The following is a 20,116-nucleotide window of genomic DNA, read 5'->3' as shown; positions in this document are numbered from 1 at the left end:
GACGGACGTACGCGCAGAGGAGTCCTACGCGACGAGTTGCGCACGGGCGATGAGCCCCGGACCATGTCCGGGGAACCGCCGCTGCAGCACCCGGAACGGCCAGGTGCCGTACTTCGTCGCGGCGCCCTGCAACGGCGAACTCGGCTGCAGCGTCCGACCGCTGCCGCTCGTCTTCTCCGCCATCGTGGTGGGCTGCAACACCCGGCGCTTGCCCACCCGGTTGCGGGCGGCTTCGAGGGCGTAGCCGAGTGGGCCGCCGAACTGCTGGACCTCGACGTTTCCCAGCCCGGTCTCCTTCAGCAGGCGGGTGAGGATCATCGGCTCGTAGCGGCGGAAGTGCCCCACCATCGCATCGGCCGGACCGAACCGGTGCTGGAACGCCGGCGTGCTGAGCAGCAGCCAGCCGCCCGGACGCAGCCGGCTCGCCCACTCGGCGAGGGCCTTGTCGTCGTGCTCGATGTGTTCGATCACCTCGAACGCGCAGACGACGTCGAAGGTCTCCGCCGGCTTGAGGGCGGAGAAGTCGCCCTTGCGGATCTCACCGCCGACGCCGGCCGCCGCGAGTCGCGCGCGGGCGACCTCGCACGAGGAGGCGTCGGGCTCGAGTCCGACGTAGCGATAACGCTGCGCGAGGCGTACGCCGAACCCGCCCTGACCGCAGCCCACCTCCAACACGGCGTAGGCGTCCGCGGGCAGGAGTTGGGACACCACATCCCACCGAAGCCAGGCGTTCGGGCTGAGCGGAGGAAGGGTCACGAGATCTCCCGCTGGGATTTCGGAGTACGCAGCCGGTCGAGGAGGGGTCGCACGACCTGGTCCGCGGTGAAAGCGTCGCGAGCGAGGCTACCCATGGCCGAGCGTAGATATGTCACCTTCTGCGTACTGTTCGCGAGGGTTCGCAGCGCGTCCGCCAGGGCGGCCGCATCACCGGGCGGGACGTACATCGCCGCGTCGCCCAGCGCCCTTCGCTGCGGTCCGGTGTCGGAGGTGACGATCGCGCAGTTGGCCGCCGCGCCCTGGAACACCTTGTTGGGTACGACGCGCAGGGCCTTGGGTCCGGTGCCGAACACGCCGAGGCAGACGTCGTGGTCGGCGACCAGTTTCGGGAGTTCCTCGGGCGGCACCCATTCCAGCCAGTTGACCTGCGTGTTTCCCGCCGCCAACGCCCGCGTCCGGTCCAACTCCTGCCCGTGGCCGACCATGGTGACCTCGACCGGGACGCCGGCCAGCAGTGGCAGCGCGGCTCCGATCACCGGCGCGCCCTGGAGGGGGGTGAAGACGCCGAAGAACACCACACGCAGCGGCCGGGTCCGCGCGCCCACAGCCGAGTCGTCGCCCGGGCGCACGACCGGACTCACGACCGGGCGAGCGGCCTCGAACCACTCGTCGGGCGCGCCGACCAGGGCGACGACCGCTCGTTCGCGGTAGGCGGGCGGAACGAGTGCGCGGTGTTCCTCGGTGTCGACCACGATGACGTCGGCGCAGCGCAGCGCGGCACGGTCCAGCCCGCGCAGCAACGCCTGCTTGACGCCGCCGGTCTCACCCCGGTCACGCGCGGTGTCGGCCGCGAAGATGAGGTGGTCGAGCACGATCGTCGTACGCCGGAACAACAGCCGCGCCACCAGGACGTCGAAGTGTCCGAGGTAGCCGACGAGGATGGCGTCGGGTGCCGGCATCGCGCGGGCGCGCCGTGCGAGGAAGGCCCAGCACCTCAGGATGCGCAGCGCGAGCAGCGGCAGCCGCCACGGCCGCCGCAGGATCGCCACGCGCCCCGCCGTGTCGATGCCGAGCGGTCGGTTGCACTCGGCGACCTCCACGCCGTGGCGGCGCAGTCCCTCGGCGAGGATGCCCACACGAGGGTGACTGCGCGTGTCGTAGGTACCAAAGACCATCACCCGCACGGCGAATCACGCTAACAGCGGGGAGACCGTGCCGTACCCTTCCGAACGTGTTTCCGTTCCGTGTCGTGAGCGACGCCGCACTGAGAGTAGCCGGCAGTCGCGTCGTCAGACTGGCCTTCGTGGCGGTGGCGGCGGCGTTCGGCGTCGTCGCCCTCGCCACCCAATGGGACGGCATCCGGCACGCGCTGACCCGGCTCCCTCCGGCGCTCGTCCTCGCGGCGCTCGTCCTCGCGATGGCCGCCCTGCTCGCCAGCATGCTGATGTGGCGGCTGTTGCTCGCCGGTCTGGGCTCGAGCCTCCCCGTGCGCGTGGCGGCGCGGGTCCTGTTCGTGAGCCAGCTCGGCAAGCACCTACCGGGTTCGGTGTGGCCGATGCTCGCCCAGATGGAGCTCGGCCGTGACCACGGCGTACCCCGACGCCGCTCGGCCACGGTCTTCGTCCTGATGATGCTGTTCAGCCTGGCGACCGGGCTGCTGCTCGCGGCCGGCACGCTGCCGTTCGCGGCGGCGGCCGAGATCCGCGGGTTCCGATGGGCGTTCCTGCTCATCCCGCTGCTGCTCGCCCTCGCCCATCCGCGCGTCCTCAACCCGCTGATCGGTCGGCTGCTACGCCTGGCGCGGCGGCCGGAACTCGAGCGGCCGCTTAGCGGGCGCACCTCCGCGCTGGCCGCACTCGCCGGGTTGGCTCAGTGGGTGTTGTACGGCGGCCACGCGTGGCTCCTCGCGGTCGGCCTCGGCGCTGACCCGGGCGCCACGCTCCCGCTGGCCTTCGGCGGTTTCGCCCTCGCGTGGTGCGTCGGTTTCCTCGTCGTGGTCACCCCGGCCGGGCTCGGCGTGCGCGAGCTCGTGCTCGTGGCCGCGTTCTCCCCCGTCCTCGACACCGCCGACGCCCTGGTCGTCGCCGTGGCGTCACGGGTGCTGCTCACCGTCTCCGACCTCCTGCTCGCCGGCGCCGGCGCCACCTCGATGCGAGGGGTACGCCGGGCCGTCGACGAGCGCGTCGCCTGAGCCGCGCTACTCGGCCCGACGGCCCGCCCAGGACCAGGCGTAGACACCGTCGTCGCTCGCGAGCCCGGCCTCGCCGAGCTCCAGCGGCCGGAAGGTGTCGACCATGACCGCGAGCTCGTCGAAGTACTCCGCACCCAGCGCCGCCTCGATCGCGCTCGGCTGCGGACCGTGCGCGTACCCGCCGGGATGCAACGAGATGGAGCCGAGCCTGATGCCGGAGCCCTTGCGCGCCTCGTAGTCGCCGCCGCAGTAGAACATCACCTCGTCGCTGTCGACGTTGGAGTGGTAGTAGGGCACCGGGATCGCCAGCGGGTGGTAGTCGACCTTGCGGGGGCAGAAGTTGCAGACCACGAAGTTCGCGCCCTCGAAGACCTGGTGCACCGGTGGCGGCTGGTGGATCCGGCCGGTGATCGGCTCGAAGTCGGCGACGTTGAACGTGTAGGGGTAGAGACAGCCGTCCCACCCGACCACGTCGAAGGGGTGCGTGGCGTAGACCATCCGGGTGCCGACGATGCCGGACGGACCTCTGCCACGGTGCTTCACGAGCACCTCGACGTCGGTGCCCTCCCGGACGTAGGGCTCCTGCGGTCCGTGCAGGTCGCGTTCGCAGTAGGGCGCGTGTTCGAGCAGTTGGCCGTAGCGCGAGAGGTACTTCTTCGGCGGCGCGATGTGGGAGTTGCCCTCGATGCAGTAGGCCTGCAGGGGCGCGTCACCGGTCGGGATCCACTTGTGCGTGGTCGCCCGGGGCAGCAGGACGTAGTCGCCCGGACCGGCTTCCAAGACGCCGAAGACGGTCTCCACCCGAGCCGATCCGGCCTCGACGTAGACACACTCGTCACCGATGGCGTTGCGGTAGTAGGGCGACTCCTCCCCTGCCCACACGTAGGACAGACGTACGTCGCCGTTGCCGAGCAGCAGCCGCCGGCCGGTGACCGCGTCCCAGGACTTCCAGTCCAGCCCTTCGAACAGCCCGTGCAGCTTCAGGTGCCGTGGCGTCAAGGGGTGGTTGGCGTGGGTCGTGAGATCCGGCAGGTCCCACACCTGCGAGTCGACGATCGCCGAGGGGACGCCTGCGTGGTAGAGGAGTGAGGAGTCGGAGGTGAAGCCCTCCTCACCCATCAGCTCCTCCCGGTAGAGACTTCCGTCGGGCCGCCGGAACTGCGTGTGTCGCTTGGGCGGAACCTCTCCGACTCTGCGGTAGTACGTCATCGTCGTATCCCCCTCCGCCGACCGGACCGCGTCCCTCGAACGCTCCGGACCGGACGGCCTCCGCGTCTTGTTCTGTCAGCGCTGTCCGGGCCTGTCAGCCCCTGTCCGCCCCTGTATGGCTCTGTATGGCTCTGTCGGGTCTGCGGCTGCCGGCCTCACGCGTCCGCCGGCGGCACGTCGCTCGCGGGTCCTGCCCTGACCGTACGCCGATCAGTCGCGAACGTCCCGCTCCGTGCCGTGCCGTGGCGCGGACTTCTTCTCCGCCGCGGTCTCCGCGTCGCTCCTGGACTCCGCGTCGCTCCCGGACTCCGGCCCGCTCCCCGACCCGGATCCCGATCCTGATCCCGGTCTCGATCCCGGCCCGGTCTCCGCGGCGACGCGAGCCCGCAGGGTCTGACGTACGTCGTCGATGTCGCGCGGGGAGGTCCGCGAGGCGAGCCAGTACATCACTCCGGTCGGGAGGAAGAAGACCTGGAACGCCGCGAGCCCGAGCGCGAAGTTCATCGGTGGAGGGAAGGCGCCCTGCAGTGCCCGGAAGCTGACGCCGACGAGGCCGTTGCCGAGCGCCCGGCCGACTCCGTTGACGAGGTTGCCCGCGCTGTAGACGGTGCCCCGGTGCTCGGGTGGGTTGACGTCGGCGAGCAGGGCGTACCAGTTCGGGGAGTTCGCGGAGGTCAGGGCGAGGGCGAGCATCGCCAGGACGAAACTGACCGTGATGGTCGGCTCGGTCACGATGCTGGACACGACGGCGAGGGCGACGGCGCCCGTCCCCGCGTCGTCCGGCACGGAGACCCGCAGCGGTACGAAGAACAGGACGACGTAGAACGGAACACCGGCGAGGATGCCGACGGCCGCGACGAGCGCCCGGCCTCGCGGCGTGCGACGCTGCAGCCGGTCCCCGATCAACCCGCCGGCGATCGAGAACACCCCGCCCAACTGGAAGAGCGTGGCGAACAGACTCCCGATGACGATGGCGATCTCCTCGGGATGACCCTGCGCCTCCGCCTTCGCCTGGAAGAGCCGGGGCAGCCAGACCAGCGAGCCGAACACGAACTGCGCGGTGAAGCCCTGCATCACCAGCCACACGTTGGTCCGGCGGCTGAGGATGCCCGGCAGGTCGGCCCGGCTGATCCGGTGGTCGTAGTCGCCGCCCTCGGCGAAGATCCTCGCGAGTTCGGGTTCGCTCTGGCCGCGCCGGACGTCGTAGGTGAGGAAGTAGGCCAGGGTCGCCACCAGCCCGACGATCGCGAGAACCAGGAACGGCCGGCGCCAGTCGGCGGCGCCGAGAACGCCGGCGAGCAGCGTCCCGACCAGCGTCCCGACCCCCTGCGAGAGTCCCCAGAAACTCATCACCAGGCCGCGTCGCTTCGGCGCGATCAGGTCGCTGACGACGGAGAAGCCGACCGATGCCACGGCGCCCAGGCCGATGGCCGCCACCATCTGCGCCGCGAAGAAGGCGAGGTAGCTGCCGGCGAGCGCGGTGCCGCTCGTTCCCGCCGCCCAGACGAGCGTGCCGATCATCAGCATCGGCTTGCGACGGGTCCGGTCTCCGGCGTAGGCCCAGGCGACCGCGGCGACCGCCGCCACCAGGAAGCTCGCGGCGGTGACCAGACCGACGGCACCCTCGCGGACGCCCAGGTCGCGGGCGATCGGACTGTAGAGCGGAGGGACCAGGACAGCGGCGACGTTGTCGATCGAGGCGAGCACGACGAAGACGACGACGCTGTAGACCCGATGCGTCGCGCTCCCACGCCAACGTGCCGTCAGCCGGGCGCCGGTGCTCACCGCCACATCAAACCAGGAAGCACCCTCCCCCGAGGTCTGCCCCCGTCGGCGGCCTCGCGGCGGCCGGCCGGACGAGGACCCTTCGTAGCCGGGGAGAGTGTGCCCAGATGGCCTAGAGTGTGGGGGGATGACCACCGCGCGCGCTCGTCAGATCCCGCCGTTGTACGCCGGGCTGGTCGACGACGCGGCGCTCTTCCCGCCGGCCGGGGAGCCCCTCGCAGCGGCGGTTCCGGCCCACTTCGCCCACCGTGGCGACTGGTACGCCGATCTCCTCGGACCGTTCCTGTGCCCCGACGCCCTGCTGCCCGAACTCGCCACCGCGCTCGATGATCAGCCAGGAGACGACCCCCTCGCACTCGGCCTGGTGGTCGCTGGCGGCGCCGGCGCGATCGAGCCCGCCCTCGTCTGGACCGGGCGCGTCGAGCGGATCCGGCTGGTCGGGCTGGAGATCGCCCTACGGGACGAGCCGCAACTCGGGCGCAACGTCGAACGCGTCGCACGGGCGCTGGACTCCGCCGACCTGCCCGACGACGTTCTCGTGACCGTCGAGGTCCCCCGCGTCCCCGGCTGGGAGACTGCCCTGGACGCCGCGGCCGAGACCGGGTTCCGGGCCAAGCTCCGCACCGGCGGTGAGGTGACCGAGGCCTTCCCCGCGGAGCGGGAGGTCGCTCGATTCATCCTGGCCTGCCTCGACCGGGAGTTGTCGTTCAAGTGCACTGCGGGCCTCCACCACGCCGTCCGTACGACGGATCGACCGACGGATCGACCGGTGGGCCGGCCAGACGGGGTACCGGCGCTCGAACGCCACGGGTTCCTCAACGTCGCCCTGGCCACCCGCGCAGGACTCGACGGCGCCGATGAGGACGCGCTCATCGAGATCCTCGCCGACCGGGACACCAACGCGATCAGCGCCGCCGTCCGGGCGCTCGACGACCGGGCCGCCGCCTCGACGCGGCGCTGGTTCACCTCGTTCGGTTCGTGCAGCGTGTCCGAACCCTTGGAGGACCTCCTGCGCCTTGAAATCCTGCAGGATTGACACGTGGCCGTGACGAGTTGGGTTCCCGTAGCCGAAGGTTCGCACTTCCCGGTGCAGAACCTCCCTTACGGCGTCTTCTCCCACGCTGAGGAGGAGCCGCGGGTCGGTGTCGCCATCGGCGACCACGTCCTCGACCTCGCCCCTCTCGCGGCGAGCGAATGGGCCGACTTCGCGAGCGTGTTCGCCGCGCCGTCGCTCAACCCCTTCCTGGCGCTCGGCAGCAGAGCCTGGCACGCCGTCCGCCAGTGGCTGACCGAACGCCTGACCGACGAGACCTACCGCGCGCTGGTCGAGTCCGAACTCATCCCGCTGGACCAGGTCCGGATGCACCTGCCGTTCGAGGTCGCCGACTATGTCGACTTCTACGCCTCCGAGCATCACGCCCGTCGGCTCGGCCGGCTGTTCCGCCCCGACGAGCCCCCGCTGCCGGCCAACTGGCGGCACCTGCCGATCGGCTACCACGGCCGGGCCGGGACGGTCGCGGTGTCCGGCACTCCCGTCATCCGGCCGGACGGGCAGCGCCGGACGCCCGGCTCGACGTCCCCGTCGTTCGGGCCGACGGCCCAACTCGACCTCGAGGCCGAGATCGGGTTCGTGATCGGCACACCCACGGTCCGGGGCCAGCAGGTCGGCGTCGACGACGTACGCGAACACGTCTTCGGCGCCGTCCTCGTCAACGACTGGTCGGCACGCGACCTGCAGTCCTGGGAGGCCCGTCCGCTCGGCCCCTTCCTCGGCAAGTCGTTCCTGACCTCCATCTCGCCGTGGGTGGTCCCCCTCGACGCGCTCGACGGGGCCATGGTGGCGCCGCCGACCCAGGAGCCTCCGCCGCTCTCCTATCTGCGCGGCGAGCACGACTTCGGGCTCGACCTCGACCTGGAGGTCCGGCTGAACGGCCACGTCGTCGCCCGTCCGCAGTACGCCGGGATGTACTGGACCCCGGCGCAGATGCTCGCCCATCTCACCTCCAACGGTGCTTCGCTGCGCACCGGCGACCTGATCGCCTCCGGCACCGTCTCCGGCCCTGGTGAGGACGAGTGCGGGTCGTTGATCGAGATCACCTCCGGTGGCAGCACGCCGATCGTCCTTCCGGACGGCACCACCCGGTCCTTCCTTGAGGACGGCGACGAGGTGATCGTCCAGGCCACCGCACCCGCACTCGACGGCGCCCGCCTCGGCTTCGGCGCGGTGACCGGCCGGGTCCGGCCTGCCTCGCACGGATCGGCTCCGGCACCCACCGGGGCACCGGAGCCGGCCGTCGCTCCCTGACACTGATCCGCCCGGCCGGGCAGATCAGTAGAGCGCCACGAAGAACCCCGCGGACACCAGCGTCGCCCCCACCGCCACCACCCTGGCCAGGGGTGTCCGCACGCCCCAGGGTGCCTCGAACCTCCGGGTCAGTCCGACCAACGCGACGAGCACCAGCCCCATCACCGGCAACCAGCCCACCCGGGCCAGCAGCCAGGCGACGTCGACGGGTGGCGTGGTGAGGCCCGGCACACCACCGAGCGCGGCGCCACCACCGAGTGAGACCAGCACCATCGGCACCTGGTGCCAGCAGAAGATCGTCATCGCGCTGAGGTTGACGACCGCCACCGCGGCCCACACCCGGGGCCGACGCATGAGCGCGCTGACCCGGCCGTGCAGGAGGAGAGCCATCCCGGACTGGAAGGCCGCGAGCGCCGGTACCAGCAGCGACGGCGGGTGGGCGTTGGAACGGTCGGCGCCCGGCACTCCCACCATGCTGGCCGGGTAGTGGAACACCAGCAGGAGGACGGCGAACAGCGCGGCGCCTCCGACCACCAGCAGCCACGCGCCGCGACGCGCAAGCCGACCTTGCGCCCACGACACGCCCAGCTGGTAGGCGAACAGCCACCCCGGCACCAGGTTGACCAGGCCGATCCAGCCCGGCACCGAGTCCTGCCAGGGGCCGTACCGCAGGAAGTCTCCGGCCGCGACCATCACGAGCAACGGCAGCGCCGCCCAGGCACCCATCCGCCGATCCGCGGCCATCGCGTACTTCGTGAGCGCCGTCAACCCGACGTAGACAGCGATGAACCAGAACGGCTGGACCAGCAGGACCACCCACGTGCGCAGGGTTCCGGACGGAACCCCGATCGCGCCGAGGACCACCAGGCTGGCCGCCGACAGCGCGGTCGCCGCCGCCACCGGACGGACCAGCCGGACGAACCGCTTGCGTACCCAGTCCAGGTAGGACTCCCCGCGGGCACTGGACCGCACCAGGCTCAGGGCCGAGGAGTGGCCGCCGACGAGGAAGAACAGGCCGAGCATCTGCAGCACCCAACTCGCCGGCGCCAACGCGCCGAGGTCACGCAGCGGGCTGGAGATGCGCAGGGCCCCGTCGGGTTGCAGGACCAGCGCTCCGACCAGCCAGTGTCCGACGATGACTCCGAGGGTGGCCAGCGCGCGGAACGCGTCGATGGCGCGGTCCCGGGACGCCGGTGTGTTGGCTTCCACCTTGTCCACGAACGCCTGCCACGGCCCGCGACCGCGGACTGGCTTGTCGGCTCGGAAGGCGACGGTGCCGGCCATCAGATTGCTCCCTTCGGTGCCGCCGCCACGCTGGCGACCGGCATGGTCACGGTGGTTTCGGGACGCGGTGTCCTCGGCGTGGGACCGGTCACCTCGTCGGGCCGGCCGCGCACGATCCGCGCGATGTTGGACAGCGACTCGCTGCCCGGTGTGAAGTAGCTCGAGTGGCCGCGGATGTCGCCGACGGCGAAGGACCGGGCGCCGAAGCTCGATGAGGTCGGAGCCGCCCCGTGCCCCCATCCGGCGATCCGTACCGGCGGCGCGAACCTGATCGGGTCGCCCGGCGCGCGGGCCGCCCACACGGTTGCGCCGGTGCGCAGGTCGGCCTCCACGGCGGCGTCCAGCCCAGGGCTGCCGACCACAACGATGTCGTCGGCCCGGGCGGCGGGGGCGGCCTGGCCGATGACGACCGAACCGTAGCTGTGTCCGACAAGGGTGATCCGGGCCGCGGCCGGCAGTTGGTGGGTCAGGCGGGCCAGATCGCGGGCACCGGGGCGAGCCCGGTCCGAGCGCGCGGAGGCCGCATCCACCCCTTCGGGGGTGTCGTAGCCGAGCCAGACGACGACCGCGACCTGCTCGTGCGGCGCCTGCCGGCGCAACTCCGCGAGCAGCGCCAGCCCGGACTGCCGGGGTGTCCCGCCCGCACGGCCGGAGAAGTAGGTGTCGAGGCTGTGCCCCGCACCAGGGACGAGGACGGCGATGTGGTCGGCATGCCGCAGGTCGCCGAGTACCTCGACGATCCGTCCGTCGCCTTCGGCGTCGTAGGCCAGAAGCTCGTGTCCGTCGACGACCTGGGCGGCGTAGCGCAGCGGTGGTAGCGCCGGACGCGTGTCCGGTGTCGCGAGCGCGTCGGCACCGGTTCCGGTCGCCATCACCACGCTCGCGAGGAGGATTGAGGTCAGCAAGCTCCGCACGTCAAGGACGCTACGGAGATTCGGGCCGCCGCTCGATAAGGCTGATGCCCCACCCTGTGGTGGGGCTAGCTCCACCCTTAGGGGGCGCTCCCCGGGGCACTCTCAGGGACCGAGGGCGAAGCACCCAAACGGCGCTCAGCCCTTTCCCGTAAGGGATCGCAAACTGTAAAGAATCAGTTGACAGTTGCGCCGGCGCCGTGTCGCGTGAGGCGTACGAAGGTCGGCCAGCGCACCGAAGTACTCGGCGAGGGACATCGCCTCTTCCACCGGGCTGCGTACGGACCCGGACCCCGGGCCGCGCCCCACTCGCGGCACGCCCGGGGTCCGGCTCCGGCTAGTCGAGGATGTTCTCGTGCAGCCGGGGTACGTCGGCCAGCAGTCGCCTCGTGTACTCGTGCTGTGGGTCGAAGATGACCTGGTCGGTCGGGCCGTGCTCGACAAGCTCGCCCTGACACATCACGAGCACCCGGTCGCTCACGTAGCAGGCCTGGCCGATGTCGTGGGTGATGAACAGGATCGTCATGTCGTGGTCGCGGCGCAGGTCGCCGAGGACGTTGAGGATGTTCGCCCGCAGCGACGCGTCGAGCATCGAGGTGGCCTCGTCGGCGACCAGGATGCGCGGCTGCATCATCAGCGCCCGGGCGATCATCACCCGCTGCCGCTGGCCCCCGGAGAGCTGGTGCGGCCACTTGTCGAGGACGTCGGCGCCGGTCAGTCCGACATGCTCGAGCGCCTGGGTCATCATCGTCTCGCCCTGGTCGCCGCCCGTCCCGGTGGCCAGCCGCAGGGATCGCCCGAGCAGCCGGCGTACGGTGAAGAACTGGTTGAACGAGCTGAACGGGTCCTGGAAGACCGCCTGGACGTCGCGCCAGTAGGACCGCAGCTCGCGGCCCTTGAGCGCGGTGACGTCCCGTCCGGCCAGGTGGAGCGTTCCCCCGGTCGGCTCGAGCAGCCGCAGCACCAGCCGGGCGAGCGTCGACTTGCCGCTACCGCTCTCCCCCACGATGGTGACGACCTCCTGGCGCCCCAGCGTGAACGACACGTCGTCCACCGCACGGACGGCGTTGGCCCCGTGCCCGAAGACGCGGGTGAGTCCCTTCGCCTCGACGAGGGGCTGCGATCCGGGCGCGCTGCTCGGTGCGTTCATCGAGTCACCTCCACCGGCTGGCCCGGGTGCTGGTCGGCCCACCAGCAGTGGGCGTGGTGACGGTCGTCGCCGACCTGAGGGGGTTCCTGCTCACGGCAGACGTTCATCACCAACGGACAGCGGGGATGGAACCGGCACCCCGCGGGTGGATGAGCGAGGCTGGGCGGCGCACCGGGGATACCGCGGACGCGGGTTCGTCGCATCTGGGGTTCGGGTACGAGCACCGACGACAACAGCGCCCCGCTGTAGGGATGCCGGGGCCGGTTGATCAGCTCGTTCGCGGTGCCCACCTCCGCGATCTTGCCCGCGTACATGATGGCGATCCGGTCGGCGATCGTGTTGAGCACCGGCAGGTCGTGGGTGATGAAGATGACACCGCCGATGATGTCGCGGGCCAGCATCTCCCGCAGCATCTCGATCAGGATTCGCTGGGAGGAGACGTCCAGCGCCGACGTCGGCTCGTCGGCGATCAGCAACCGCGGGTTCAACAGGGTCGACACGACCGTGACGACCCGCTGCTTCATACCCCCACTGAGCTGGTGGGGGTAGTAGTCGAGCACCCGCGCCGGCAGGTCGAGCTGTTCGAGCCGCTCCCGGGTGCGCTCGATCGCGTCGGGTCGCCGCACTCCGGGCTGGTGGGCTCGGATCACGTCGTAGGCGAAGTCACGGATCCGCACCGTCGGGCTGAGCGAGTTCATCGCGCCCTGCGGCAGCAGGGACACCACCTCGCCACGCCAGGCCCGAGGCGGCCGGCGGTCCGGGCCCAGGTCGAGCTGGTTGCCGTCGACCTCCAGCTCCCCGCCCAGCACGAACAGCGGCGGCCGTACGGTCAGCGACAGAATCGCGCCGAGCGTGGACTTTCCGCAGCCCGACTCACCCGCGACGCCGAGAACCTCGCCCTTGCCGACGTCGATCGACACGTCGTCGACCGCGACGACCTGGCCGCCGTCCCCGCTGTAGGCCGCGCGCAGGTGGCTTGCCCGCAGCAGCGAGCCGGTCGCCGTCGTCACCACACCACTCATGCGTTGCCCGACCTTCCGCTCGTGTGGTCGCCGGTACCGGCGGGTTCCTGGTCGCTCCCGACCGAATCGAGGTCGCCGACCGGACTGGCCTGCTCCACCGCGAGTGCTCCGCTGGTCACGACCGGACCGGCCGCGACCGCACGCGCACCGCGACCGCCGCGACCGCCGCGGCGCAGCCGCGGGTTGAACACCTCGTCCAGGCTCGACTGGAGCATCAGCAGCGCGAAGGCGATCAACGTCAGCAGCGCGGTGGGCGGGATGAATGCCCACCACGCGCCGTTGAGGAGAGACTCACCGACCAGCGCCCAGTTGAGCATGATGCCGAGCGAGACGCTCCCGCTCGGGCCAAGGCCGAGCAGCGACAGCCCCGCCTCCGCCAGGATCGCGCCGGACACCTGCAGGACGAAGGCCATACAGATGTAGGACATGAGGTACGGCAGCACGTCCCACACCAGGATGTTCCACGTGCCGGCGCCGGAGAGCCGGGCGACGTCGAGGTGTTCGCGGGTGCGGACACTGCTGGCCTGGGCGCGTACGGCTCGGGCCGTCCATGGCCAACTGGTGATCGCGATGACGATCGCCATGGCGACGACCGACCGGAAGTCCAGCGCGACCGACAGCAGGATGAGGACGACGATCGAGGGGATGGCCAGCGCGACGTTGGTGGCGCCCATCAGCGCCTCCTCGACAATGCCGCCGTGGTAGCCCGCGATGAGCCCGATGACGACGCCGATCACGGTGGCGATCGCACCGGCGACCAGGCCGATGATCAGGGACGTGCGGGTGCCGAACATGAGGTTGGTGAAGACGTCGTGCCCCAGGTCGTCGGTGCCGAGCCAGGCCGCGCCGGAGGGCGGGTCGTAGAGCCCACCGACACCCTCGCCCAGCTTGCCGCCGAGGACGAGCGGCCCGACCAGACCGAAGAGGACCACCACGGCGAAGATTCCGGCCGAGGCCCAGAACCGGGGTGTGAACCGCATCGTCCGCATCAGCGTTCACCTGCCTGCGCCGCACGGATCCGCGGATCCACGAACCCGTAGGCGATCTCGACGAGGAAGTTCGAGGCGAGGACGGCGACCAGGATGATCAGGGTGATCGCCTGAATCAGCGGGTAGTCGTTCTGACCGATCGCGGTGAACAACAGGGACCCGATTCCGGGATAGGAGAAGACGATCTCGGTGACGAGTGCGCCGCCCACGAGGGTGCCGATCGACAGCGCCAGTCCGGTCACCTGCGGGAGCATCGCGTTGCGGAAGATGTAGCGCACGATCCGCTTGTCGGGCAGCCCGAGGCCGCGACTGTAGTTGACGTAGTCGGAGTTGAGCTCGTAGATCGCCATCGAGCGCATACCGACCGCCTGGCCGCCGACGAAGATGATGACGAGGGAGAGGAACGGTAACCAGTAATGTCGCATCACGTCGATCATGAACGTGAGCGTCAGTGCGGGTTGGGTGCCCGGCTCGTAGCCGCCTCCCGGTGGCAGCAGCGGGAGCGCGACGGCACACAGGTAGAGCAGCAGGATCGCCAGGCAGTAGTAGGGCATGCTCGACAGGAACAGCGAACTCAGGAACGCGCCCCGGTCGAACCATCCGCCCTTGAACGCCGCCAGCGCGCCGAGGGCGTTGCCGACCAGCCAACCGATCAGGATGGCCGGCAACTGCAGACCGATCGTCCAGGGCAGCGCCTCTCCGATCAGCCCCTCGACCTTGGCCGGGTAGGACGCGAACGACGTACCCAGATCAAAGTGCGCGAGATTTCCGAGGTAGGTGAAGAACTGCGACACCATCGAGTGGTTGAGCCCGAATTCGGCTACGTAGTGCTCGTGAATCCGTTGCAGGCTTTCGGCCTGCGTGCCGGACCGACCGAGTTGCGCGATGATCGCGTCGACCGGGTTTCCTGGTACGAGTCTGGGTAACAGGAAGTTGAGGACCAGCGCAACAAGGAACGCGCCGATATACCAGAGCGTCTTGCCGACGAGGTACTTCCGTAGCCGCATTCAGTTCCCTCACGTTTCGACGATGTGTTCCCCCTCGTACGACCAGACGGTCAGGCCGACGCGACACGCTCGATCTTGTAGAGCCAGCCGACGCCGGCACCCTGGAACATCGGCGGCGCGTAGGAGTTCTGCTCGTTCGGGAAGTTCTTCCAGTTGACCTCGTTGAACTCGAAGAACTCCAGCGGCCGGTACATCAACGGAATCATGGGCGCGTTGTGCATGAAGATCGTGTCGAGCTGGAGGTAGATCTCCTTCTGCTGCGCCTCGTCGGCACCCGCGGCGCGGTCGAGCAGGGCGGCGACGGCGGGGTCCTTGAAACGTCCGTAGTTCCAGAACGCTGCCTGGCCGAGCTTCGCGACCCCACGGTCGTCGAGCACGTCGCGGAACCGCTGCCAGGGTGTCGCCGCACTCGTGGAGGCGACGCTCCACACCGCGAGGTCGAAGTCGCCCGCCTGGACCGAGCTCGTCACGTTGGGCGCCTGCGGGAACTTCGTGAGGATCTCGATGCCGGCCGCCTTGGCGTTGGCCGCGACGATCCGCAGCGCGTTCTGCCAGTCGCTCCATCCGGTCGGGGTCTGGGCGGTGTAGGGGCCGAGCCGGGTGCCGTCGGGAAGGACGTAGATGCCGTCCGATCCCTTCTTGGCGCCGAGTTCGTCCTCGAGGATCTTCTTGCTCTGGGCCACGTCGTACTTCCAGCCGTTGGCGGCGACGTTCTCCTTGTCGAAGAACTTCGACTCACCACCGGTGGGGAGGATGACGCTTGACTGCGCGGGCTCGGAGTAACGCGACATCGCCTTGTCCGCGATGTCGCCGTAGTTGATGGCGAACGCGAGAGCGCGGCGCACCTTGGGGTTGTCGAGGCCCTTCTTGGTGGTGTTGACGACGAGCATCGGCATGCCACCGGGCACGTGGTAGGGCGCCTTCTTGTACCACGTCGAGACCGCGAGCTTCCGGTCCTCCCACATCTTCCAGATCTGCGGCGTGAACTGCTGCATCACGTCGACACCGCCACGCTGGAAGCGCAGGTCGCCGTCCTGGTTTCCCTTGAAGATGGGGTGCACGATGTACTTCGGCTTGGGCAGACCGCCGTTGACCGTCTTGCCCCAGTACTCCTCGTGCCGGGTGAGGGCGATCTGCTGCTGGTTGTAGGACTCGACGGTGTAGGGACCGGAGCCGACCGGTTCGGTGTTCTCGAACTGACCCATCGGCTTGCCCTGTTGCTCCAGGGGCTCCCACACGTGCTTGGGCAGGATGTAGGTCGTGGCCAGGCTGTTCTTCACCAGCGCCGGGTTGTACGGCGAACGGCCGAGGGTGACCTTGACGGTCGCGTCGTCAGTGGCCTCGATCTTGTCGGCGTAGTCCCAGAAGGACGCGTAGGAAAGCTCAGCGTGACGCTTCGCGAGCTCGAACGTGTAGACCACGTCCCCCGCGGTGACCGGCTTTCCGTCCTGCCACTTCGCGCCCTCCTGAAGAGGAACGACGAAGGAGTTGGCGTCGGGCTCCTGGATCTCCTTGCCGAGACCGGGCTGCAGGCTTCCGTCCAGCAGGTTGAAACGAACAAGCGTTTCGTAGATGAGCTGCATGTTGTTCTGGCCGCCGGGCCAGGCGGCGTTTTGCCCCAACGGGTTGTAGTGGTTGGGGGGACCCCACTGGAAACCAGCGATGAAGAGCGTCTCGCCTTCCTTGCCCGAACGTCCGGCCGGCTTGCCGTCGCTTCCTGTGGCACCGCTACCGCCCTGACCACAACCGGCCAGGAAGCCGCCACCAACTCCCGCAGCCGCACTGAGCAGGGCGGCGTTCATCAAGAACTGCCGGCGCGAAGGGCGCCCACTTCCGAGTTCGGACATCGTTGAATTCCCTTCCCGCACAGGGGAACCAGGTCCCCCGCGCAGTGATCGGGTGACGGATGTCCAGCAGGTTACGGCCAAGCGGGAGTGGACACCAGAAGAGAATGACAACGAAATGGTTCCGTTGTGTTCGGGTCAAAGACGCAGTCACGCAGGTCGTGACCGATCCCGGATACGTCCAGCGATCATCAAGTCGCTATTTGTATACAAAGACCGAATACGGACAACATTGCATTCAACAGATGAATACAAAGGCGCGGGGAATCGCCATCCGCCCACTCAGGAGGCGAGCACCTTCCCCGGATTGAGGATTCCGGCCGGATCGAACAGCCGCTTCAGATCCTGGTGGACGCGCAACGAGACCGGGCCGAGTTCGCGGGCGAGCCAGTCGCGCTTGAGGGTGCCGACTCCGTGCTCACCGGTGACCGTCCCACCCATCTCCAGGCCGATCCGCATGATCTCGTCGAACGCCCGGATCGCCCGGGCAACCTGGTCCTCCTTGGCGGCGTCGAACATGACGTTCGGATGAAGGTTGCCGTCGCCCGCGTGGCCCACGATGGCGATCGTCAGGTCGACGTCGAGCGCGACCTTCTCCACCTGGTGAACGAAGTCGGCGAGATGGCTCAGCGGCACACACACGTCGTCGGTGAGGCAGGCGCCGAGCGCCTCGAGCGCGAAGTGGGACTCCCGCCGGGCGGCGAGCAGCAGGTCGCCCTCGGCGGCGTCCTCCGCCTCGACGACGTCGAACCCACCCGCCTCGGTGAACCGGGCGGCGATGGCGGCGATGTCGTCCGCCGCCCGCGGCCCGTCGGACTGCGCGATGAGCATCGCGGCGGCGTGCTCGGGCAAGCCCATGTTGCGGTAGGCGTTGGCGGCCCGCAGCGACGACTGGTCCATGAACTCCAACAGGCTCGGCACCTGTCCCCCGGCGACCACCCGGGCGACCGCGTCCCCGGCGGCCATGACGGTCGGGAAGAGCGCCGCGACGGTCCGAGGCTCCAGGCCCGGCGGCCGCAACGCGAGGGTCGCCTCGGTGATCACGCCGAGTGTCCCTTCCGACCCGACGAAGAGCCGGGTGAGGTCGTAACCCGCGACCCCCTTGGCGGTGCGTCGTCCGGTCCGCAGCACCTCTCCGTCGGCCAACGCGACCTCGAGGCCACGAACGAAGTCACTGGTGACGCCGTACCTCACGCAGCACAGCCCGCCCGCGTTGGTGGCGAGGTTGCCACCGATCGTGGAGATCTCCCAGCTACTCGGGTCCGGTGGGTAGAACAGCCCGTGCTCGGCCACCGCGGCGGACAGCGTGGCGTTGAAGACACCGGGCTGGACGACCGCGACCCGGTTGGGCGCGTCGATCTCGATGATGCGGTTCATCTTGTCGAGCATGAGCACGATGCAGCCGTCGACGGCGTTGGCGCCGCCGGACAGGCCGGTACGTCCACCCTGCGGCACGACCGGGACGCGCAGCCGCGACGCGACGCGGAGCACGTGCTGGACGTCGGCGGTCGCCCGAGCCTGCACGCCGACCGCCGGCGTGCCGGCGGGGCAGAACCTCGCCATGTCGTGGCGGTACGACTCGAGCCGGTCAGGGTCGGTGATGACCGAGTCGGCCGGCAACTCGGCCCGCAGGGCGGCGGTCAGCGCGTCAAGGGAGTCGTCCGTCATGGGGCATACCGTACGGGGCTCGCACCGTCGACGGCATGCCTGAGACCGCGCTCGGGCATGCGCCCCGGTCGTCGCGCGGGCCGTGGCTCAGAGGTTGCCGCGGCGCTCCTGCTCCCGCTCGATCGCCTCGAACAGAGCCTTGAAGTTCCCCTTGCCGAAGCCGAGCGAGCCGTGGCGTTCGATGAGTTCGTAGAACACGGTCGGACGGTCACCGATCGGTGCGGTGAAGATCTGCAGGAGATAACCGTCCTCGTCCCGGTCGACGAGAATACCGCGCCTTTGGAGTTCGTCGACGGGGACCCGAACGTTTCCGATCCGCGCGCGGAGTTCGGGGTCCTCGTAGTAGGAGTCCGGTGTGTTCAGGAATTCGACGCCCCTCGCCCGCAGGGTGTCGACCGCCGCGAGAATGTCATGGGTGGCCAGGGCGATGTGCTGGCAGCCCGGACCCGCGTAGAACTCGAGATATTCGTCGATCTGGCTCTTCTTCTTGCCTACGGCGGGTTCGTTGAGTGGAAACTTGACCCGGTGGTTTCCGTTGGCGACCACCTTGCTCATCAACGCGGAATACTCCGTCGCGATGTCGTCACCGACGAACTCCGCCATGTTGATGAAACCGAGGACCCGGCCGTAGAAGTCGACCCACTCATCCATCCGGCCGAGTTCGACGTTTCCGACGCAGTGGTCGACCGCCTCGAAGATCCGCGGTCCGTCGGTCCGGGCGACCGTGCTCGACCTCGCGACGAAGCCCGGCAGATAGGGGCCGTCGTACCGGGACCGGTCGATGAGGGTGTGCCGGGTGTCGCCGTACGCCGCGATCGCCGCGCACCGCACCGTCCCGTGGTCGTCGCTTCGGTCGTGGGGCTCTTCGAGGATGGTGGCGCCCTGCGCACGGGCGTGTTCGACGCACCGGTCGACGTCGGGGACCTCGAGCGCGATGTCGGTCACGCCGTCCCCGTGCCTCTCATGGTGCTCGAGGAGCGAACTCCCCGGCGCTGCCGCCCCCTCGAAGACGAACCTCGCCGAGCCCGAACGCAGGACGTAGGACCTGCGGTCGCGGACTCCCGTCTCGGGACCGGCGTAGGCCACGAGGTCCATGCCCAGGGCGAGTTGGTAGTAGCCCGCCGTCTGGGTGGCGTTGCCGACGCAGAAGACCACCGCGTCCAGACCGGTGACCGGGAACGGGTCGCGCGAGGCGTCGTAGTCGACCAGCCCGACCAGCTGCCGGAGCTGGTCCAGGCGCAGGTCTGCCGCCCGTTCCTCCGTGGTCAGCGCCGTCCCCCCGACGGGGGTTCCGGTCTCGGTCGTGTGGGCGCCCCCGGCACCCGATCCGGTCACCGTCATCGCTTCCTCCTCGTCATCCCGCCGCTACCTGGAGCCTTTCCCACGTTCGACACTCTGTGCAATGCTCCCTCACCGGCGTGTACAGAGTGCCCAGGTTCCTGACAAGATTCACCGGGCAAAAGGTCCACTTTGTACAACGCTTTCGGCAGCAGGGAGGCCAGCGTGGGTGCGCCGGTGGACGAGCTCGACGCGCGGATCGTGCAGCTGTTCGCGGCGGAGCCGCGGGTGGGCGTCCTGGAGGCCTCCCGCCGACTCGGAGTGGCGCGCGGCACGATCCAGGCCCGCCTCGACCGGCTCGCGCGGTCGGGCGTCATCCGCGGCTGGGGACCGCAGGTCGATCCGGCGGCCCTGGGCTTCGGCGTGACGGCGTTCGCCACGCTGGAACTCCGGCAGGGCGCCGGGCACGCGGCGGTCACCCGGCACCTCGCGGGCATTCCCGAGGTGATGGAGGCGCACACGATCAGCGGCAGCGCGGACATGATGACCCGGCTGGTGGCGCGTTCCAACACCGACCTGCAGCGCGTCATCGACGAGCTGCTCGCCTACGACGGGATCGTGCGTACGTCGACGGTCATCGTGTTGGCGACCCGGCTGCACTCCCGCGCGGTGCCCCTGTTGGTGCGGACGGCCGAGGAGGACGGCCGCGAGCGCCCCTGAGGACTGGTCCGAATCGTCGTCGCGCGGGTCGTGAGC

17 protein-coding genes are annotated in these 20,116 nt (G+C 69.7%); 4 read left to right on the top strand and 13 right to left on the bottom strand.

What is annotated here, in order from left to right:
• Positions 1-24 precede the first annotated feature (24 nt).
• Positions 25-756 (bottom strand): methyltransferase domain-containing protein, encoded by a 732-nt coding sequence (locus HEB94_RS23080; protein ID WP_192751830.1) that lies wholly within the window; start codon positions 754-756, stop codon positions 25-27.
• Positions 753-1,892, bottom strand: coding sequence for a glycosyltransferase (locus HEB94_RS23075; RefSeq protein ID WP_192756631.1), 1,140 nt, complete (start codon positions 1,890-1,892; stop codon positions 753-755). The genes HEB94_RS23080 and HEB94_RS23075 overlap by 4 nt, the downstream gene beginning before the upstream one ends.
• 56 nt (positions 1,893-1,948) lie before the next feature.
• Here HEB94_RS23075 and HEB94_RS23070 point away from each other — a divergent pair, with 56 nt between their 5' ends.
• Positions 1,949-2,908, top strand: coding sequence for a lysylphosphatidylglycerol synthase domain-containing protein (locus tag HEB94_RS23070; RefSeq protein ID WP_202896490.1), 960 nt, complete (start codon positions 1,949-1,951; stop codon positions 2,906-2,908).
• A gap of 6 nt (positions 2,909-2,914) precedes the next feature.
• Here HEB94_RS23070 and HEB94_RS23065 read toward each other — a convergent pair whose 3' ends face one another.
• Positions 2,915-4,117, bottom strand: a complete 1,203-nt coding sequence (locus tag HEB94_RS23065; RefSeq protein WP_192751829.1) for a homogentisate 1,2-dioxygenase — start codon at positions 4,115-4,117, stop codon at positions 2,915-2,917.
• 210 nt (positions 4,118-4,327) lie between these two features.
• Positions 4,328-5,902, bottom strand: a complete 1,575-nt coding sequence (locus tag HEB94_RS23060; protein ID WP_337917927.1) for an MFS transporter — start codon at positions 5,900-5,902, stop codon at positions 4,328-4,330.
• Positions 5,903-6,029: 127 nt separating this feature from the next.
• On the opposite strand from HEB94_RS23060, the gene HEB94_RS23055 reads away from it, so the two are divergent.
• Positions 6,030-6,938, top strand: a complete 909-nt coding sequence (locus HEB94_RS23055; protein WP_192751828.1) for a hypothetical protein — start codon at positions 6,030-6,032, stop codon at positions 6,936-6,938.
• Between the two features lie 3 nt (positions 6,939-6,941).
• Positions 6,942-8,207, top strand: a complete 1,266-nt coding sequence (fahA, locus tag HEB94_RS23050) for a fumarylacetoacetase (RefSeq protein ID WP_192751827.1) — start codon at positions 6,942-6,944, stop codon at positions 8,205-8,207.
• Between the two features lie 24 nt (positions 8,208-8,231).
• Here the strand turns inward: fahA and HEB94_RS23045 are convergent, their stop codons facing one another.
• The 9 genes from HEB94_RS23045 to hppD form a co-directional block, all read right to left on the bottom strand.
• Positions 8,232-9,491, bottom strand: a complete 1,260-nt coding sequence (locus tag HEB94_RS23045; RefSeq protein WP_192751826.1) for an acyltransferase family protein — start codon at positions 9,489-9,491, stop codon at positions 8,232-8,234.
• Positions 9,491-10,405, bottom strand: a complete 915-nt coding sequence (locus HEB94_RS23040) for an alpha/beta hydrolase (RefSeq protein WP_192751825.1) — start codon at positions 10,403-10,405, stop codon at positions 9,491-9,493. The genes HEB94_RS23045 and HEB94_RS23040 overlap by 1 nt, the downstream gene beginning before the upstream one ends.
• 334 nt (positions 10,406-10,739) lie before the next feature.
• Positions 10,740-11,552: an ABC transporter ATP-binding protein gene (locus tag HEB94_RS23035; RefSeq protein WP_192751824.1), complete on the bottom strand. Its 813-nt coding sequence runs from the start codon at positions 11,550-11,552 to the stop codon at positions 10,740-10,742.
• Positions 11,549-12,574 (bottom strand): ABC transporter ATP-binding protein, encoded by a 1,026-nt coding sequence (locus tag HEB94_RS23030; protein WP_192751823.1) that lies wholly within the window; start codon positions 12,572-12,574, stop codon positions 11,549-11,551. The genes HEB94_RS23035 and HEB94_RS23030 overlap by 4 nt, the downstream gene beginning before the upstream one ends.
• Positions 12,571-13,563, bottom strand: a complete 993-nt coding sequence (locus tag HEB94_RS23025) for an ABC transporter permease (RefSeq protein ID WP_192751822.1) — start codon at positions 13,561-13,563, stop codon at positions 12,571-12,573. Before HEB94_RS23025 ends, HEB94_RS23030 begins: the two co-directional genes overlap by 4 nt.
• Complete coding sequence (locus HEB94_RS23020; RefSeq protein ID WP_192751821.1) at positions 13,563-14,570, bottom strand: ABC transporter permease; 1,008 nt, start codon at positions 14,568-14,570, stop codon at positions 13,563-13,565. Before HEB94_RS23020 ends, HEB94_RS23025 begins: the two co-directional genes overlap by 1 nt.
• 50 nt (positions 14,571-14,620) lie before the next feature.
• Positions 14,621-16,417, bottom strand: a complete 1,797-nt coding sequence (locus HEB94_RS23015) for an ABC transporter substrate-binding protein (RefSeq protein WP_238361601.1) — start codon at positions 16,415-16,417, stop codon at positions 14,621-14,623.
• A 279-nt stretch (positions 16,418-16,696) separates the two neighbouring features.
• Positions 16,697-18,082 carry an FAD-binding oxidoreductase gene (locus tag HEB94_RS23010; RefSeq protein ID WP_192751820.1) on the bottom strand — a complete coding sequence of 462 codons (1,386 nt, stop codon included), beginning with the start codon at positions 18,080-18,082 and terminating at the stop codon, positions 16,697-16,699.
• An 87-nt stretch (positions 18,083-18,169) separates the two neighbouring features.
• Positions 18,170-19,423 carry a 4-hydroxyphenylpyruvate dioxygenase gene (hppD, locus tag HEB94_RS23005; protein ID WP_192751819.1) on the bottom strand — a complete coding sequence of 418 codons (1,254 nt, stop codon included), beginning with the start codon at positions 19,421-19,423 and terminating at the stop codon, positions 18,170-18,172.
• Between the two features lie 162 nt (positions 19,424-19,585).
• Here hppD and HEB94_RS23000 point away from each other — a divergent pair, with 162 nt between their 5' ends.
• A complete protein-coding gene (locus tag HEB94_RS23000) occupies positions 19,586-20,080 on the top strand; it encodes an Lrp/AsnC ligand binding domain-containing protein (protein WP_192751818.1) in 495 nt (164 codons plus the stop codon).
• The last annotated feature ends 36 nt before the right edge of the window (positions 20,081-20,116 follow it).

The organism is Actinopolymorpha pittospori (assembly GCF_014873875.1).
In the GTDB taxonomy this organism is placed as follows: domain Bacteria; phylum Actinomycetota; class Actinomycetes; order Propionibacteriales; family Actinopolymorphaceae; genus Actinopolymorpha; species Actinopolymorpha pittospori.
This window is presented reverse-complemented; position numbering and strand designations above follow the sequence as displayed.